The 17,138-nt window shown below is 67.4% G+C and carries 15 protein-coding genes; 1 reads left to right on the top strand and 14 read right to left on the bottom strand.

All coding sequences use genetic code 11. The features are described from left to right. Positions 1-109 precede the first annotated feature (109 nt). From pnp to htpX, 14 genes are all read right to left on the bottom strand, one after another. Positions 110-2,344, bottom strand: a complete 2,235-nt coding sequence (gene pnp, locus HNP51_RS04005; protein WP_184267301.1) for a polyribonucleotide nucleotidyltransferase — start codon at positions 2,342-2,344, stop codon at positions 110-112. A 299-nt stretch (positions 2,345-2,643) separates the two neighbouring features. Beyond that, on the bottom strand, positions 2,644-2,913 hold the full coding sequence (rpsO, locus tag HNP51_RS04000; protein WP_184267298.1) for a 30S ribosomal protein S15: 270 nt from the start codon (positions 2,911-2,913) through the stop codon (positions 2,644-2,646). A 47-nt stretch (positions 2,914-2,960) separates the two neighbouring features. Continuing rightward, complete coding sequence (gene truB, locus HNP51_RS03995) at positions 2,961-3,893, bottom strand: tRNA pseudouridine(55) synthase TruB (protein ID WP_184267290.1); 933 nt, start codon at positions 3,891-3,893, stop codon at positions 2,961-2,963. Beyond that, a complete protein-coding gene (gene rbfA / locus HNP51_RS03990) occupies positions 3,893-4,411 on the bottom strand; it encodes a 30S ribosome-binding factor RbfA (protein WP_184267288.1) in 519 nt (172 codons plus the stop codon). The genes truB and rbfA overlap by 1 nt, the downstream gene beginning before the upstream one ends. A gap of 62 nt (positions 4,412-4,473) precedes the next feature. Further along, on the bottom strand, positions 4,474-5,205 hold the full coding sequence (locus HNP51_RS03985; RefSeq protein ID WP_184267286.1) for a DUF2459 domain-containing protein: 732 nt from the start codon (positions 5,203-5,205) through the stop codon (positions 4,474-4,476). Positions 5,206-5,216: 11 nt separating this feature from the next. Continuing rightward, positions 5,217-5,741: a hypothetical protein gene (locus HNP51_RS03980; RefSeq protein ID WP_184267284.1), complete on the bottom strand. Its 525-nt coding sequence runs from the start codon at positions 5,739-5,741 to the stop codon at positions 5,217-5,219. A gap of 150 nt (positions 5,742-5,891) precedes the next feature. Continuing rightward, a complete protein-coding gene (infB, locus tag HNP51_RS03975) occupies positions 5,892-8,939 on the bottom strand; it encodes a translation initiation factor IF-2 (protein ID WP_184267282.1) in 3,048 nt (1,015 codons plus the stop codon). Positions 8,940-9,018: 79 nt separating this feature from the next. After that, on the bottom strand, positions 9,019-9,723 hold the full coding sequence (locus HNP51_RS03970) for an RNA-binding protein (RefSeq protein ID WP_184267280.1): 705 nt from the start codon (positions 9,721-9,723) through the stop codon (positions 9,019-9,021). Between the two features lie 18 nt (positions 9,724-9,741). Further along, positions 9,742-11,478 (bottom strand): transcription termination factor NusA, encoded by a 1,737-nt coding sequence (nusA, locus tag HNP51_RS03965; protein ID WP_184267278.1) that lies wholly within the window; start codon positions 11,476-11,478, stop codon positions 9,742-9,744. After that, positions 11,478-12,080, bottom strand: a complete 603-nt coding sequence (gene rimP, locus HNP51_RS03960; RefSeq protein WP_184267276.1) for a ribosome maturation factor RimP — start codon at positions 12,078-12,080, stop codon at positions 11,478-11,480. The genes nusA and rimP overlap by 1 nt, the downstream gene beginning before the upstream one ends. Positions 12,081-12,221: 141 nt before the next feature. Further along, positions 12,222-14,165 (bottom strand): methyl-accepting chemotaxis protein, encoded by a 1,944-nt coding sequence (locus HNP51_RS03955; protein ID WP_184267274.1) that lies wholly within the window; start codon positions 14,163-14,165, stop codon positions 12,222-12,224. A 324-nt stretch (positions 14,166-14,489) separates the two neighbouring features. Next, entirely contained in the window at positions 14,490-14,993 is a 504-nt protein-coding gene (locus tag HNP51_RS03950; protein WP_184267272.1) for a DUF1993 family protein, read from the bottom strand. Positions 14,994-15,023: 30 nt separating this feature from the next. Further along, the gene (gene trmB, locus HNP51_RS03945; protein ID WP_184267270.1) at positions 15,024-15,767 is read right to left on the bottom strand and encodes a tRNA (guanosine(46)-N7)-methyltransferase TrmB; all 744 of its coding nucleotides are present in this window, start codon (positions 15,765-15,767) and stop codon (positions 15,024-15,026) included. Positions 15,768-15,820: 53 nt separating this feature from the next. Then, positions 15,821-16,783, bottom strand: coding sequence for a zinc metalloprotease HtpX (gene htpX, locus HNP51_RS03940; protein WP_184267268.1), 963 nt, complete (start codon positions 16,781-16,783; stop codon positions 15,821-15,823). 85 nt (positions 16,784-16,868) lie between these two features. Here htpX and HNP51_RS18805 point away from each other — a divergent pair, with 85 nt between their 5' ends. Next, positions 16,869-17,129: a DUF1674 domain-containing protein gene (locus HNP51_RS18805; protein ID WP_184267266.1), complete on the top strand. Its 261-nt coding sequence runs from the start codon at positions 16,869-16,871 to the stop codon at positions 17,127-17,129. The last annotated feature ends 9 nt before the right edge of the window (positions 17,130-17,138 follow it).

Below are 17,138 nucleotides of genomic sequence, written 5' to 3'. Positions count from 1 at the left end.
TCATCCACCCTCCCCATGAAGGGGAGGGAGAACCCCGCGCTCAAGCAGCCAGCCAAGAAAAAGCCCCGGCGGATTGCTCCGCCGGGGCTCTTCATTTCAACCGTTAGGCCTAGTCGCGACGGCGACGGCCGCGGTCGCCTCCGTTGCGGTCGCCTTCACGCTTGGGACGGCCGCCGGTGTCGTCCGACAGAGCCGGCTCACCGCGTTCAGCGCGCTCGGCGTTGATCTTGTCGGTGATGTCTTCGCCAGTTTCCTGATCGACGACCTTCATCGACAGCTTGGTCTTGCCGCGATCGTCGAAGCCCAGGAACTTGACCTTGACCTCCTGGCCTTCCGACAGGACGTCGGCCGGGTTGGCGACGCGTTCCAGAGCGATCTGGGACACGTGGACCAGGCCGTCCTTGGCGCCGAAGAAGTTCACGAAGGCGCCGAAGTCGACGACCTTCACGACCTTGCCGGAGTAGATCATGCCCAGCTCGGGTTCCGAGGCGATGGACTGGATCCAGGCCTTGGCGGCGTCGATCTTCTCCTGGTCGTTGGCGGCGACCTTGATGGTGCCGTCATCGCCGATGTCGATCTTGGCGCCGGTCTTCTCGACGATCTCGCGGATGACCTTGCCGCCCGAACCGATCACTTCACGGATCTTGTCGACCGGGATCTTGATGGTTTCGATCTTGGGAGCGTGCTCGCCCAGCTCGGCGCGCGGGGCGTCCATGGCCTTCGACATTTCGTCGAGGATGTGGAGGCGACCAGCCGAAGCCTGCGTCAGAGCCTGTTCCATGATCTCCTTGGTGATGCCGGCGACCTTGATGTCCATCTGAAGGCTGGTGATGCCTTCCGACGTGCCGGCGACCTTGAAGTCCATGTCGCCCAGGTGATCTTCGTCACCCAGGATGTCGGACAGGATGGCGAACTCGCCCGACGGCTCCAGGATCAGACCCATGGCGATGCCCGAGACCGGACGGATCAGCGGCACGCCGGCGTCCATCAGGGCCAGCGACGAACCGCAGACCGTGGCCATCGAGGACGAGCCGTTGGACTCGGTGATCTCCGACACCAGACGGATGGTGTAGGGGAAGTCTTCCTTGGTCGGCAGCATCGGACGGATCGCGCGCCAGGCCAGCTTGCCGTGACCGATTTCGCGACGGCCGGGCGAACCCATGCGGCCCGCTTCACCCACCGAATAGGGGGGGAAGTTGTAGTGCAGCAGGAAGGACTCTTTGTACGTGCCCGACAGGCTGTCGATGTACTGCTCGTCCTCGCCGGTGCCGAGCGTGGCGACGACCAGGGCCTGGGTTTCGCCGCGCGTGAACAGCGACGAACCGTGGGTGCGCGGCAGGACGCCGACTTCCGAGACGATGGCGCGGACCTTGTCGAGGGCGCGGCCGTCGACGCGGTGGGCGTTCTCGATGATGTCGCGACGCAGGACGTCGGCTTCGCATTCCTTGAAGGCGGCCGAGAACTTGGACGAGTCAACCCCCTCGGGGTTCTCGTCGGTCTTCACCAGGGCGGCGGCGGCGGTCTTCTTGGCCGCGTCGACGCCCGAACGGCGCTCATACTTGCCCGGATGGGCGTAGGCGGCCTTGATGTCTTCGCCGACCAGCTTCTTGATCGAGGCGACGACGTCGGAGTGGTCTTCGGCCTGGAAGTCGAAGGGCTCCTTGGCGGCGTGTTCGGCCAGTTCGATGATGGCGTCGATGACCGGCTGCATGCCCGCGTGCGCGAACATCAGGGCCTCGAGCATCTTCTCTTCCGACAGCTCCTTGGCTTCGGATTCGACCATCATCAGGGCGTCTTGCGTACCGGCGACGACCAGGTCCAGCGTCGAGTCAGCCAGGGTGTCGATGGCGGGGTTCAGCACCAGCTCGCCGTCGATCAGGCCGACGCGTGCGGCGCCGATCGGGCCCATGAAGGGCACGCCCGAGATGGTCAGGGCGGCCGAGGCGGCGACCATGCCGACGATGTCCGGGTCGTTCTCCATGTCGTGCTGCAGCACGGTGATGACGACCTGGGTCTCGTTCTTGAAGCCCTTGACGAACAGGGGGCGGATCGGACGGTCGATCAGGCGCGAGACCAGGGTCTCTTTTTCCGACGGACGGCCTTCACGCTTGAAGTAGCCGCCCGGAATCTTGCCGGCGGCGAACGTCTTCTCTTGGTAGTTGACGGTCAGGGGGAAGAAATCCAGGCCCGGCTTGGGCTGACGGCCATAGACGACGGTGGCCAGAACCACGGTCTCGCCGTAGGTCGCCAGCACGGCGCCGTCAGCCTGACGGGCGATGCGGCCGGTTTCCAGCGTCAGCGGGCGGCCGGCCCACTCGATCGTCTTGCGTTTGATGTCGAACATTTTTCTTCTTTCAGATCCCGGCGGGCGTATTCCCGGCGGGGGCGGAGCGGCAGGCGTTTTCGTCCCACGGTTCCCGATGAACCCGGCGGCGCTTCGCGGCCGGGCGGGTGGAGTGAGGACCGCCTTCATGGCCCTCGCGTCTGCGCCGATTTAGGACCTGCGGCGCGCAGGAAGCTCACTGTTTGGCATATCCGGAGGCGGACGACAGCCCGCTCCATCGGAAATGCTCTAGGTGCGGAACGAGGCGCGGACGTGTCCGCCCGCGCCTCGAAAATCGTTTCCGCTGCTGGTCGGCCGCCTTAGCGACGCAGGCCCAGCTTGGCGATCAGAGCGGTGTAACGCTCGCGATCGGTCTTGATCAGGTGGTCAAGAAGACGACGACGCTGCGAGACCATCTTCAGAAGGCCGCGACGCGAGTGGTTGTCTTTCTTGTGGCTCTTGAAGTGGTCGGTCAGGTTGGCGATGCGTTCCGAAAGGATCGCGACCTGGACTTCAGCCGAGCCGGTGTCGCCAGCCGAACGAGCGTTGTCGGCAATGACTTCGCTCTTGCGTTGAGCAGTGATCGACATCGTAGATCTCCATGTTGGAGCCCTGTCGCGTCGCTCAAAGGCGAGCGCTAGGGGAGATTGAAAACGCGGTCGGGTTCTAGCCGTCCGGCCCGCATCGTGCAGAGCGCGACCAAGGTTTCTCCCGCGAAGGCCGACACCGTGCGCGAGCCGGCGGACAGCTGGCTCTTCAAGGTTTCAACCTGACGGGGGAGCAGAACGATCGGCCGACCCTGCCTCAGCGAGAAGGCGTCCTGTTCCGTGACGGCCAGTTCCGGGATGTCGTCCAGAGCGGTCGAAACGGGCAGCAGGCCTTCCAAGGCGGCGCCCTTATGCGCCAGATCGGCGAGAAAATCCAGAGTGACGGCGTTCTCGGCGGTAAACGGCCCCACCCGTTCGCGCCGCAGAGCGGAAACATGCCCCTCGGCGCCCAGCATCACAGCCAGGTCGCGCGCCAGCGAACGCACATAGACGCCCTTGCCCGTGCGCATCGTGATTTCGACATGGTCGGCGTCCGGGGCGTCGGTCACCGCGGCCTCGTGGATCATGACCTTGCGGGCTTCCAGTTCAAACTCGGCGCCGTCTCGCGCCAGGTCATAGGCGCGCTCGCCGTTGACGCGGATGGCCGAGAACTGCGGCGGAACCTGATCGATCTCGCCGACGAAGGACGGCAGCGCCGCCTTCACCGCCTCGACCGAGGGCCGCACGTCGGAACGGGCGATGATCTCCCCCTCGCGGTCGATGCTGTCGGTGGAAATGCCCCAGTGGATGGTGAAGCGATAGACCTTCTCGGCGTCCATCATGAAGGGCACGGTCTTGGTCGCCTCGCCCAGGGCGATGGGCAGGACGCCCGAGGCCAGCGGGTCCAGCGTCCCGGCGTGGCCGGCCTTCTGGGCGTCGAACAGGCGACGCACCTTGGTCACCGCCTCGGTCGAACCCATCTCATAGGCCTTGTCGAGGCAGATCCAGCCGTTGACGATCTCGCCCTTCTTCCTGCGCGCCATTAGTCTTCTTTCGGGCCTATCGCGCCTTGCGCTACTTGAGGCCCGTCGTCCGGCTCGGCGGCTTCCGGCTCATCTTCCGCCTGCGTCGGGCGGGCCAGGTCGGCGCGGATGCGCGGGTCGTCCATCAGCCGGTCCATATAGCTGGCGGCCTCGAAGCTCTCGTCGTGGCGGAACTTCAGGTCCGGCGTGTACTTCATGTCGATGTTGCGGCCCAGCTGGCCGCGCAGGAATTTGGCGTGGGTGTTCAGCGCCTTGATGATCACCGGCTCCTGCCCCGCCGTCTCGGCGGTCTTGACCCCGGCGCCCAGGGGCTCGACGAAGCAGATGGCGTGGCGCAGGTCCGGCGACAGGCGCACCTCGGTCACGGTGATCGACACCCCGTCCAGGGCCTCGTCGTGGATGCCGTGTTCGCGCAGCACGTCGACCAGGGCGTGACGGATCAATTCGCCGGCGCGCAACTGGCGCTGCGACGGACCCTGAGGACCAGTGGCGTTACGGGTATGTTGTTTGCGGCTCATGGCGCGCCTCCCTTGTCGCTCGCCGGGGATCGGACGCCGGCTGAAAAAGCGAAGGGCGCGGTCTAGTCGCGGACGGGCTGCAAGTCCAGCTTGGCCGCTTCCGCCCTGCCCCCTTCCGCCTGGCCCCCTTCCGCCTGGCCCCGCGCCGCAGTCCGCATCACCTCGCCCGAGGTCAGGGTCCGCCACGGCCGGATCGGCAGGCCCGCCGCCGACAACAGCTCCGCCGTCCAGTGATTGCACAGGCGGCCGACCCAGAAGGTCTCGCGACTTTCAAAAAAGCGAGCGTCGTCGCCAGGTCGCGCCGTCGCCAGAATGGGCCGCCCCGCCGCATCGGTGGCCAGAGAAGCCTGCACTCGCGCCCTCAGCCCCCCCATGCCGGCTTGCGACAGGGTCAGGGCCTGACGATCCTCTGGCCGAAACCGCCGCGCCGGGTCCGTCGCCACCGGGTCCAGCATGACGACCGCAGCATTGCCCGGCTTGAACAAGGCGCGCGCCCCGTCGGCCAGCCGCCCCGAGACCGGGCTCTGATCCACATAGAATTTGGCGTCACCCCAACCCACCAGCACCCAGTCGCCCGGCGCCAGGCTCGCCGTCGCCTCGGCCAAGGCCCCTCCCCCGCCCATCAGCGCCGCGCGCGGCACGGCCAGATCCGTGTGGAAGCCGTTGTCGAGCAGATAGACGGTCACCCCGGCCTCCTGCGAGGCCGGAAAAAGCGCCGGGTCGCCGGGGCGGGTCAGGCTCCACAAGGCCGCGAGCGCACCGATCAAGGCTGCAAGCAGAAACCGGCCCGGCATCGCTCTGAGCCTCAGCCGGGCCCGTAGGCCACCGGCGCATCGCGCGCCGGGCTGGCGCCCTGCTGCGTGGCCCATTCGCCGCGATAGTCGTAGTTCAGCTCGACGCAGTGGCGGTACTGGCCGTCGCTCCAGCGCCCGACGGCCTGCATGGTCATGGGCCGCCCCGCCTTGACCCGGCCCACCACCACCCAGGTCTCGTCTGCGCCGGGGCACAGGGCGCGGGCCAAGCCGCGGCCGTCGCCTTCCTGCACGATGGAATAGACGCCGCTCTCGCTGGCGCCCGCCGGCAGCGCCCGGCGAACAGCATCGGGCCCGCCGGGCGTAAAGCGGGCCGAGCCGCGCGATGTGCTGGAAAACAGATTGCGCACCGCCACCGCGCCGAACAGGCCGCGCTCGACCTCCAAGGTCACGCCGCGTGTCAGAGCCTGGGTCGTGCGATCGCGGGCGTCAAAGGCCAGAAAGCGGGTGTCGGCAGAAGCCGAGCTCGCCATGGCGGAGGCGGCGACAAGAGCCGAGATCAGGATGTGGCGGCGCATGGCGACCTTTCGACGAACGCCCCCCGGCGCGGCCTCGACCCTAGAGCGACCGACAGCCAAGGTGAAGCCTCCATACAGTCGCGCCCGAAAGACAAAGGGCGCGGCCCCTTGCGAGACCGCGCCCTGAAGCCTTGAGCGAACTCAGACTTCCTAGTCGAGGGTGCGCTTGACCGATTCCACGGTGAAGCACTCGATGTAGTCGCCTTCCTTGATGTCCTGGAAGCCCTGGAACTGCATGCCGCACTCCTGGCCCGAGGGCACTTCGTTGACCTCGTCCTTGAAGCGCTTGAGCGTGTTGAGGACGCCCAGTTCCAGCACCACGACGTCGTCGCGGACGATACGGACGCGCGCGCCCTTGCGGACCACGCCTTCCGACACCCGGCAACCGGCGATCTTGCCGACCTTGGTGATGTCGAAGACCTGCAGCACCTTGGCGTTGCCGAGGAAGGTTTCGCGCTGCAGCGGCGCCAGCATGCCCGAGAGCACGCCCTTAATGTCGTCCAGCAGGTCGTAGATGATCGAGTAGTAGCGGATCTCGACGCCTTCACGCTCGGCCAGATCGCGCGCCTGCTTGGACGCACGAACGTTGAAGCCGAGGATCGGCGCGCCGGCCGACTTGGCCAGGTTGACGTCGCTCTCGGTGATGCCGCCGGCGCCCGAATAGACGGTGCGGGCGCGGACCTCGTCGTTGCCCATCTTGTCCAGCGAGCCGACGATGGCTTCGGCCGAACCCTGCACGTCCGCCTTGATGACGACCGGCAGTTCCGAGACCTTCTTGGACTGCAGCTTCTGCATCATGTCGACCAGCGAGGCCGAGCCGCCCGAGACCTGGGTCTTTTCGCGGCGCGAACGTTCGCGGTACTCGGTCAGTTCACGCGCACGCGCTTCGCTTTCGACCACGGCCAGGACGTCGCCCGGCGAGGGGGCTTCGGACAGGCCGAGGATCTCGACCGGCACCGACGGACCGGCTTCGGTCAGTTGAGCATTGCGTTCGTCCAGCAGGGCGCGCGCCTTGCCCCAGGCGGAGCCGGCCACGACGATGTCGCCGCGCTTCAGCGTGCCGCGCTTGACCAGGACGGTGGCGACCGGGCCGCGGCCCTTGTCCAGCTTGGCCTCGATGACCACGCCTTCGGCCGAACGGTCCGGGTTGGCCCGCAGGTCCATGACCTCGGCCTGCAGCAGAATGGCGTTGATCAGGCCGTCGAGGTTGGTGCGGTTCTTGGCCGACACCTCGATGATCTGGGTGTCGCCGCCCAGGCTTTCCGAAATGACTTCGTACTGCAGCAGCTCGTTGACGATCTTCTGCGAGTTGGCGTCCGGCTTATCCATCTTGTTGACCGCGACGATCAGGGGCGCGTTGGCGGCCTTGGCGTGACGGATGGCTTCGATGGTCTGCGGCATGACGCCGTCGTCTGCGGCCACAACCAGCACCACGATGTCGGTGACGTTGGCGCCGCGCGCCCGCATCGCCGAGAAGGCGGCGTGGCCCGGGGTGTCGAGGAAGGTGACCCGCTGGCCATTTTCCAGACGCACCTGATAGGCGCCGATGTGCTGGGTGATGCCGCCGGCTTCGCCGCCGGCGACGTCCGTGGTGCGCAGGGCGTCGAGCAGCGAGGTCTTGCCGTGGTCGACGTGGCCCATGATGGCCACGACCGGCGGACGCGGCGTGGTGGCGTCCTCGTCGTCGGCCTCGGCGATGAAGCCGGTTTCGACGTCGGATTCCGACACGCGCTTGACCGTCATGCCGAACTCTTCGGCCACCAGTTCGGCGGTGTCGGAGTCGATCACGTCGTTGATCTTCATCATCATGCCCTGACGCATCAGGAATTTGATGATGTCGACGCCGCGAACGGCCATCCGGTTGGACAGCTCCTGCACGGTGATGACGTCAGGGATGACCACTTCACGGGCCGTACGCGGCTCGTCGGTGGAACCGCCCTTGCGTTTTTCCTTCTCGCGTTCACGCGCCCGGCGGACCGAGGCAAGCGAGCGCATGCGCTCGGCGGTGTCGCCGTCGCCGGCCACTGACTGGATGGTCAGTCGGCCTTCACGACGCTTGGGTTCGCCACGCGTACGGCTGACGGCCTTGCCGGCGTCCGAGAAGCGCTTGTCGCGATCATCCTCGGGACGGATCGGACGGCCGAAGCCGATCGTCGGCGCACGGCTGGGACGCGCCACGTCCGGCGTGGCCGGCGGAGCGTTCGGGGTCGGACGACCGCCGGGGCCGGTGCGAGCGGCGCCCGGACGCGCGGCGCCCGGCGCCGGTTTCGGGTTCAGAGCCGAATAGCGAACGGTCTGGCTGGCGGCCGGACGAGCGCCCTGCGGACGATCTCCCTGGGGGCGGCCGCCTTGCGGACGGTCCGAGGCCTGGGGCCGGTCGGAAGCGGGGCGTTCGCCCTCGCCCAGAGCCTGTTCGCGGGCCGAACGGCCGCCGAAGGCGGGACGCTCGATCGGCGCGCGGCCGGTCGGAATCTTGGGAGCACGCTGACCGAAGTTGACCACGGGACGCGTGACGGGCGCCGGACGCGGCGCAGCCGGAGCTGCGGGCGCAGGCGTGGGTGCAGCAGCGACCGGAGCCGGCGCCGCGACGAGCGGCTTGGGCAGCTCGACCTTGGGCAGGGCCACCTTGGGCGCGGCGGGCTTGGCCGGGGCGGCCGGCGGCGCAGCGGCCGTCAGCTTGGCGGCTTCGGCGCGCGCGGCGTCAGCAGCGGCCTGAGCGGCGGACGCTTCAGCGCGAGCGGCTTCGGCGGCCTTGTCGGCGGCGGCGGCCTGATCGCGTTGAGCGGCTTCGCGGGCGGCCTGCTCAGCGACAGCCGCGCGTGCGCGTTCAGCCTGAGCCTGCGTGGCCAGGGCGATGGCGCGACGACGAGCTTCCTGCTCCTCGACCGACAGAGCGCCGCCGGCGGGACCGCCGCGGGGTGCGTTGGAACGGGGTGCGTTGGAGCCGCCCTGATCAGAGCGCGGACGCGAAACGTCGAAGCCCTGAGGACGCTGATGTCCTGGGACCGCGCCGGGACGGCGCTTCGTCTCGACGACCACGGTCTTGGAACGTCCGTGGCTGAAGCTCTGCTTCACGGTGCCGGTCGAGACCGAACCGGCCACGCGCGGCTTCAGGCTCAGCGGAGCGCGCGGCCCCGTTTGAGAAGGCGCGTTGGCAGGGGTCTTACCGTCTTCGGTCTTGTCGTTTTCGTCGCTCATCCGGTCGCTTTACTCGGGGCGGAGAATTCCGCCATCGTCTCGTCAAACACCCATAGCCGGGCGTGGTCCCGCTTCCTGGTCAGGAAACAGGGCCTCGTCCGCCAAAAGCCTCGGGCTCTTGTTCCAGGGTCTCGCCCCGGTCGTCCTCAGCGCCGTCGCCGGGACCAACCCGGCGCCAGCTCTCTGGACGCAGAGGCCGAAATCCCGCCAGTCGCTCGACCTCTATGGTCCAACGATCGGCTCGCCCGCCTTTCAGCAGGACGGCGTGTATCGCATTTTCCAGCCCAAGGGCCAAACTCAAATCGTCCGCAGTGAAAGCGCCGCAGATTTTGGGCGCCGGGGACGGGTGTTTCGCCAGCGCCAAAAGCTTGCCTCGACCGTCGGCGGCGCCGTCGGCGGCCTCGACGACCCAAGCCGCCCGTCCGCCGCGGATGGCGGCGGCGCTCTTTTCAAAGCCAGAGATAAGCACGCCTTCGCGCCGGGCAAGGCCCAACTGATCCAGACAGCGCCGAACCAGCAGCTTTTCGACCATGTCGGCCAAGTCTGCGGCGGGTTTCAGCGGCGCCTTGGCCGACCGCGCGAACAGGTTTTTCTTCACCGCCGTCTCGATCGAGGCGCGGTCGGCGGCGACCCAGAGGCCGCGGCCGGGCAGTTTGCGCCCCAGATCAGGAGCAACCGAGCCGTCCGGCGCCGGCACGAAGCGGATCAGGCGAGATTCATCAAGGACCTGGCGGGTCACCAGGTCTTGACGGTCTCTATCGATCAGCGCCTCGGTCGAAGTCATGGACAGCTGCGGCTCCCATCACGCGTCTTGGGTCGGCTCGAGGTCTTCGTCGAAGACCTCCGCATCGACATCAACGCCTTCGACCGGCTCTTCGGCGCCGTCTTCGCCGGCTTCGGCAAAGATTTCTTCCTCGAACTCGGGTTCCGGCTCAAGCTCGGCCTGCGGCAGTTCCGAAGCGTCGATCCAGCCCGCGGCGACGCGAGCGTGCAGGATCAGCAGTTCAGCGTCCTGCTGCGACAGGTTGAAGCTCTCCAGAACGCCCGGGACCTTCGTCCGCTCGCCGTTCTTCACTTCATAGCCGCCGCGGATTTCGTCGGTCGCCAGATCGGCCAGGTCTTCAAGCGTCTTCACGCCGCCTTCGCCCAGGGCGACGGCGATGGCGCCAGTCACGCCCGGAACGTTCAGGACGTCGTCCTCGACGCCCAGAGCGACGCGCTTGGCGTCGAGTTCGGCGGCCTTGCGGTCCAGGAATTCACGGGCGCGGGCCTGCAGTTCTTCGGCGGTGTCCTCGTCGAAGCCTTCGATCTCGGCGACTTCATAGGATTCCACGAAGGCCAGATCCTCGACCGTGGCGAAGCCTTCGGTGACCAGCAGCTGGGCGATGGTCTCGTCGACGTCCAGGGCTTCCTGGAACAGGGTCGTCCGCTCGGCGAACTCCTTCTGGCGACGCTCCGAGTCCTGCGACTCGGTGATGATGTCGATCTGCCAGCCGGTCAGCTGCGAGGCCAGGCGGACGTTCTGGCCGCGACGGCCGATGGCCAGCGACAGTTGCTCGTCCGGCACCACGACTTCGACGCGGTCGGCGTCTTCGTCCATCACCACCTTGGCGACTTCAGCCGGAGCCAGGGCGTTGACGATGAAGGTGGGCTCGTCGTCGTTCCACTGGATGATGTCGATCTTCTCGCCCTGCAGTTCGGCGACGACCGCCTGAACGCGCGAGCCGCGCATGCCGACGCAGGCGCCGACGGGGTCGATCGAGCTGTCGTTCGACAGGACGGCCATCTTGGCGCGCGAACCGGCGTCGCGGGCCGCGGCGCGGATCTCGATCACGCCGTCATAGACTTCCGGCACTTCCTGCGCGAACAGCTTGGCCATGAAGCCCGGGTGGGCGCGGCTCAGCATGACCTGCGGGCCCTTGGCTTCGGGACGGACGTCGTAGATGTAGGTGCGAACGCGGTCGCCGACGTTGAACACTTCGCGCGGGATCGACTGGTCGCGGCGCATGATGCCTTCGCCGCGGCCCAGGTCGACGATGGTGTTGCCGTATTCGACGCGCTTGACCGTGCCGTTGACGATCTCGCCGACGCGATCCTTGAACTCTTCGTACTGGTTGGCGCGCTCGGCTTCGCGGACCTTGCCGGTCACGACCTGGCGGGCCATCTGGGTCTGGACGCGGCCGAACTCGAACGGCGGCAGAACCTCGACGTATTCCTTGCCGACCGCGGCTTCCGGGTCGCGCTTGGAGGCGTCGGTCAGGCGCACCATGGCGCTGTCGTTGAACTCTTCCAGCTCGTCTTCCGGCTGCCAGTCATCTTCGACGATGGTGACGTGACGGGTCAGCGACAGCTCGCCGGTCTTGTGATCGATCTTGGCGCGAATGTCGTGATGAGCGCCGTAGCGCGACTTGGCGCCCTTCTGGATCGCCTCCTCGATCGCCTCGATGACGACTTCCTTGTCGATGTTCTTCTCACGCGCGACAGCGTCGGCGATCGAGAGCAGTTCAAGACGGTTGGCGGAAATACCGGTGACGGCCATCAGGCTTTGTCCTTGGTCGAGGTCGTGATGTTGGTCGTGTCTTCAGTTTCGGCTTCGCCTTCCGGCAGGCCGTCGTCTTCGGGTTCGCCGCGCGCCGCGCGCAGGGCCGCGCCCCGCTTCAGCAACTCGTCGGTCAGCACCAGCTTGGCGTCCGAAACCCATTCAAACGGGATCAGGGCGGTGTCGTCCTCGCCGTCCAGATCGATGGCGACATTGTCGCCCTCGACGCCGGCCAGGATGCCCTTGAAGCGCTTGCGGCCCTCGACCATCCGGTCGGTTTCCAGGCGCGCCTCAAAGCCTTCAAACAGCTGGAAGTCCAGCAGACGGGTCAGCGGCCGGTCAATGCCGGGCGACGACACTTCCAGCAGGTACTCGCCCGAGATCGGGTCGGCGGCGTCGAACACTTCCGACACGGCGCGCGACAGGCGGGCGCATTCCTCGACCGAGATGTCGTTGTCGACCACGCGCTCGGCCATGATCTGAAGGCGACGACGCAGGGTCCCGCCCATCAGGCGCACGCGCACGACGGCCAGCCCCAGGCTTTCGGCCACGGGGTCGATCATCTCCAGCAAGGCGCGGTCTTCAGCAGTCTTGGCGCGCAAAGGATCAATCCAGAAAACAAAAGCGGCGGTCCGTCCGGGCCGCCGCTTGAAACGACGCCGTTGGACGCCGGTCTAACGATGTGAGCGGTCATATAGGCGAAAGCGGGGGCCGTGTCAGCCCCCGCCGTCGTCATGTCCGATTCAGAACTCCTCCCAGCCGTCCGTGACCACGGCCAGGGCCGGCTTGCGGGCGGCGCCGCCCTGGCTGCGGATGGCGGCGACCGTCTGGGCCACCGGCTGCGGGGTGCGCGCCGGAGCCGGGACCGGGGCGGCCTTGCGCGCGGCGATCGGGGCCGCGGCATGGCCCGTGCGGAAACGGGCGACCGAAGAGGCCAGGGTGTCGGCCTCCTGCGACAGCGAGTGGCTGGCGGCGGTCGACTGCTCGACCATCGCCGCGTTCTGCTGCGTCACCTGATCCATCTGGTTCACGGCGGTGTTGACCTGTTGCAGGCCGGTGGCCTGCTCCTGGGCCGAGGCCGAGATTTCCGAGACCAGGCCGTCGATTTCGGCCACGCGGCTGACGATGCGTTGCAGGGCCTCGCCGGTCTGACCGACCAGGGCCACGCCCTGCCCGACCTGCTGACCCGAGGCGGAGATCAGGGTCTTGATCTCTTTCGCCGCTTCGGCCGAACGCTGGGCCAGGGCCCGGACTTCGGAGGCGACCACGGCGAAACCGCGACCCGCATCCCCCGCACGCGCGGCCTCGACGCCGGCGTTCAGGGCCAGGAGGTTGGTCTGGAAGGCGATCTCGTCGATGACGCCGATGATGTTGCCGATCTCGGTCGAGGAGCGTTCGATGGCGGTCATGGCCTGGACTGCGTCGTGCACGACCTTGCCGCTGGTCTCGGCGTCGCCGCGCGCTTGCTGCACCACGCTGGAGGCCTGACGGGCGCCGTCGGCGGTCTTGTTCACCGTGGCGGTGATCTGGTCCAAAGCCGCAGCGGTTTCTTCCAGCGAAGCCGCCTGCTGCTCGGTGCGGCGCGACAGGTCGTCGGAGGCCTGCGAAATCTCGCCGGCGCCCGAGCGGATGGCGGCGACATTGTCGACCACCACGGCCACGGCCTGTTCCAGCTGGGCGATGGCGGTGTTGAAGTCGGTCTTCAACTGTTCCGAACGGGCCGCGACCTGGGCGGTCATGCGGTGCGTCAGGTCGCCGCTGGCCATGGCCTGCAGACCCTGGCCCAGGGCGGTGACGGCGACGTGGTCTTCCTCGGCGATGCGGGCCTTTTCGGCCTCAGCGCGAGCGCGCTCTTCCTCGGCCTCGCGACGGGCGACGGCGGCTTCGACTTCCAGACGCTCATTGGCGATAGCCGCGTCCTTGAAAGCCAGCAGGGCGTCGGCCATCTCGCCGACCTCGTCCTTGCGACCCACGGCGGGGACGACGATGGTCTTGTCGCCGCCGGCCAGGCGACGCATGGCCGCCGTCATGGCCGCGATCGGCGCAGCGATCATCTTGGCCAGCCCCAGACCGAACAGGATCGACAGAACCATGGCCACGGCGACGCCGACGCCGAGGGCGATCTTGGTGGTGGCGAAGGCGGCGCTTTGATCTTCGACGGCGGCCGCCTTGCGGTTGGCCTGGGCCTGGACGATCGCATCGAAGGCGGCGTCGACGGGCTCCATGAACTGGTCGGGGATCGCGCTTTCCGTCAGCGCCATGGCTTCCGCCCGCGTTTCCGGACGGCTGGCGAGGCGCACCTCGGGATCAATGACCGCGGCCTGATAGGCGGTGACCGCCTTGGTCAGGGCCTCCACGCGCTCACCGGCGCCGGGAATATGGGCCGTCACTGCGGTCATTTCCTCGATGCCCGTGCGGAAGCCTGCCTTGTGCCGCTCGATCCGCTCCAGGTGATCCGGTTTTCCGGTCAGGATATAGGCCAGAACGGCGCTCTCCTGCTGGTCCACCGCCCGCTTCAGATGGCTGGTCTTGGCCGTGACCGTCTCGGCCAGGGCCACCGTTTCCTTGGCCGCCTCCAGTTCGCGAACCTGCATGAAGACCACCACGCCCAGCGCGACGATCACCGCCACGATCAGGGCGAAGGCCCCCGCCAGCTTGCGGGAAATTCTAACGTTGTCCAAGTTCACCGGGGGAGGTCCTGTTTACTGCAATGCGACGCACGCCGACGAACGACGCGAAATCAGGTTTTCAGAGACTGAAAGGGATCAGTGGGCGCCGATGGCAGGCATGAGCCGCTCAGCAGCCCCACAGGGGCTCAGCGGTGCGCGATCAAAGGCGTAAGACGCCATCGTCGGCGTCGGCCGCCGGTCTGAACCGCCGCCGATCATCATCATCCGCATTCTGCCCGCCCCTCGAGAAAGTCGAAGGGAAAATCCTTGATACGGGTAAACGTCAGGCGAAGTGAAACCTGCGGGGTATCCCTCAGCGTAATTACACGTAACGACGGGACGTCAGGCCAGGGCGAGCTGGCCCATGTAGTCGCGCTTGCCCAGCGCCACCCCGGCGTGGCGCAGCAGGGCGTAGACCGTCGTCACGTGGAAATAGAAGTTCGGCAGGGCGAAGCTGGTCAGATAGCCCGCGCCTTCGAAATTCAGCTCCATGCCTGGGAATTTCAGCTGCACCGCACGGGTCTCGGCGCCCGCGAACTGGGCCGGCCCCACGCTCTCGACATAGGCGATCGTCCGCACGATCCGCGCCCTCAGCTGGGCTAGGGTCGTTTCATCGTCGGCCAGGACCATGGGCTCCACGTCAGCCAGCCGGGCCACGGCGCCCTTGGCCAGGTCGGTGGCGATCCGCACCTGCGACACGAAGGGCAGCATGTCGGGCGCCAGACGCCCCTGCATCAGACTCTCTTCGTCCAGTCCCGAGGCGGCGGCCTTGTCGATCAGCCCGGCCAGGACGTTCAGGCCGCGCACGATCATGGGGACGGACGCGTCATAGAGACTGAAGGTCATGGTCGGCTCCAAGATCAGAGAGCCATAAGGCTAGGCTTCGCGTTCGAACTCAAGGAAGATCGGCGCGGTGTCGCCCAGCTTCTTTTCCTCATAGCGGGTGACGACGTGATCAGCAGGGACGGCGAACCAGTCTTCACCTTCGGTCTCGATCCGCGTCAGACCCGGCGTGCGCGCCAGCCGTTCCAGCGCCCATTCGGCATAGTCCAGCCAGTCGGTGACGAAGCGGACCCGACCGCCGGCCTTGAGCAGGCGGGCGATCTCGACCGCCGTCTCGTCCTGGAGGAAGCGACGCTTGTTGTGGCGCACCTTGTGCCAGGGATCGGGGAACAGGATCATGACGCGGTCCAGCGAGGCGTCCGGCAGGGCCGTCATCACCGCCCGCGCGTCGTCGGCGTGCAGGCGGACGTTCTTCAGACCGCCCTCCTCCACATGGCGCAGGGCTGAAGCCACGCCGTTCAGAAAAGGCTCGCACCCGATCATCAGGGCCTCGGGACAGCGCGTCGCCTGCGCCGCCAGATGCTCACCGCCGCCGAAGCCGATTTCCAACCAGGCTTCCTTGGCGCCCGGCATCAGAGCGGCGGGATCGATCGGCCCCTTGGTCGGGTCCGGCACGGCGATCTGCGGCATCAGGGTGTCGAACAGGGCCGCCTGGCGCGCCTTGATCGGCCGCGACTTGATCCGCCCGAACGAGCGCAGCGGGCCGTGGGCCTGGGCCCACTCGGGGCGGTCCTGGTCAAAGACGGGCAGATCGGCGGGGTCGGACTTGTCGGTCATGGCGCGCGCTCTAACCCCTTAAGGCCGCGCACGCAAAGGCGATCAGCCCGATCTTAACCCCAGGGGCCGCGCGACGTCGCCCGCCCGGACGGGGTTGTGGGCACGCTGGTCGAGGGCCGCGCCGCAGCGACACGCGCCGAGACCGGACGTCGGCTCATGCCCATCTTCGTCCCCAGATCCATCAGGGCGCGCACACGATTGCCAGTGGCCGGGTGGGTCGAGAACAGGCTGTCGGCGCCCTTGCCGTTCAGCGGATTGATGATGAACATATGGGCCGTAGCCGGATTGCGCTCGGCCGGGACGTTCACGGCCCCGCGGGCATAGGCCTCGATCTTCTGCAGGGCCGAGGCCAGGGCGTGGGGATCATTGGCGATCTCGGCCCCGACGCGGTCAGCCTCGTATTCGCGCGAGCGGCTGATGGCCATCTGCACCAGCCCCGCGGCCATGGGCGCCAGCAGCATCAGGGCGATGGTCCCGATCATGCCGCCGGGCCGCTCGCGGTCGTCGCCGCCGCCGAAGAACATGGCGAAGTTGGCCAGCATGGCGATGGCGCCCGCCACGGTGGCCGTGACGGTCATGGTCAGGGTGTCGCGGTTCTTCACATGGGCCAGCTCGTGCGCCATCACCCCACGCACCTCCTGGCGCGTCAGCATGTCCAGCAGGCCGCTGGTGGCGGCCACGGCGGCGTTCTGCGGATTGCGTCCGGTGGCGAAGGCGTTGGGCTGGTCGTTGGGGATGATGGTGATGGTCGGCAAGGGCAGACCCGCATCGCTCGCCATCTGCTTCACGTCGGCGACATAGGCCCGGACCACGGCGTTGGGATGGGTCTCGTCCACCACCTGGGCCTTGTACATCTTCAGCACGATCTTGTCGGCGTTCCAGTAGCTGAACAGGTTCATCCCCGCCGCCACGAGCAAGGCGATCATCATGCCGGTCGCGCCGCCGATCAGATAGCCGATCCCCATGAACAGGGCGGTCATCACGGCCAGCAGGGCGAAAGTCTTGAGGTGGTTCATCGGGTCCGGGCGTCGTCAGGGGTGGCGAAGAAGTCCTGAACGTCTATGTGAGGCCCCGTATCCTCGCCCTCAAGGCAGACCCCCTGTGACCGAACAGCCCACCCCGCCCGCCGATGAAGCCGCCGAACAGGCCCCCGCCTTCAACGCCGACGTGCCCCACGCGACGCCGGAGCGACCCTTGAGCGAGGTCGCGCGCCGCGCCCTGCTGGAAGCGGCCGAACGTCGCAAGGCGAGCGAAGAGGTGGTTCTGGCGCCGGTCCTGGAAACTGAACATGGCGGTCCGCGCGGTCCCGAACCCACCCGCTACGGCGACTGGGAGAAGAAGGGTCTGGCCGTCGACTTCTGAGCCGACCCC

It is taken from the genome of Brevundimonas bullata (genome assembly GCF_014207965.1).
In the GTDB taxonomy this organism is placed as follows: Bacteria; Pseudomonadota; Alphaproteobacteria; order Caulobacterales; family Caulobacteraceae; genus Brevundimonas; species Brevundimonas bullata_A.
The sequence above is the reverse complement of the archived record's forward strand: the minus strand, read 5'-3'. Positions and strand labels throughout refer to the sequence as shown.

Coding starts and splice junctions, on each gene's coding strand:
- HNP51_RS03985 (WP_184267286.1), bottom strand. CDS start 5,205: ATGCCGGGCCGGTTTCTGCTTGCAGCCTTGATCGGTGCGCTCGCGGCC.
- pnp (WP_184267301.1), bottom strand. CDS start 2,344: ATGTTCGACATCAAACGCAAGACGATCGAGTGGGCCGGCCGCCCGCTG.
- HNP51_RS03980 (WP_184267284.1), bottom strand. CDS start 5,741: ATGCGCCGCCACATCCTGATCTCGGCTCTTGTCGCCGCCTCCGCCATG.
- infB (WP_184267282.1), bottom strand. CDS start 8,939: ATGAGCGACGAAAACGACAAGACCGAAGACGGTAAGACCCCTGCCAAC.
- nusA (WP_184267278.1), bottom strand. CDS start 11,478: ATGGCCGTCACCGGTATTTCCGCCAACCGTCTTGAACTGCTCTCGATC.
- rpsO (WP_184267298.1), bottom strand. CDS start 2,913: ATGTCGATCACTGCTCAACGCAAGAGCGAAGTCATTGCCGACAACGCT.
- htpX (WP_184267268.1), bottom strand. CDS start 16,783: ATGAACCACCTCAAGACTTTCGCCCTGCTGGCCGTGATGACCGCCCTG.
- trmB (WP_184267270.1), bottom strand. CDS start 15,767: ATGACCGACAAGTCCGACCCCGCCGATCTGCCCGTCTTTGACCAGGAC.
- HNP51_RS03970 (WP_184267280.1), bottom strand. CDS start 9,723: ATGACTTCGACCGAGGCGCTGATCGATAGAGACCGTCAAGACCTGGTG.
- rbfA (WP_184267288.1), bottom strand. CDS start 4,411: ATGAGCCGCAAACAACATACCCGTAACGCCACTGGTCCTCAGGGTCCG.
- truB (WP_184267290.1), bottom strand. CDS start 3,893: ATGGCGCGCAGGAAGAAGGGCGAGATCGTCAACGGCTGGATCTGCCTC.
- HNP51_RS03950 (WP_184267272.1), bottom strand. CDS start 14,993: ATGACCTTCAGTCTCTATGACGCGTCCGTCCCCATGATCGTGCGCGGC.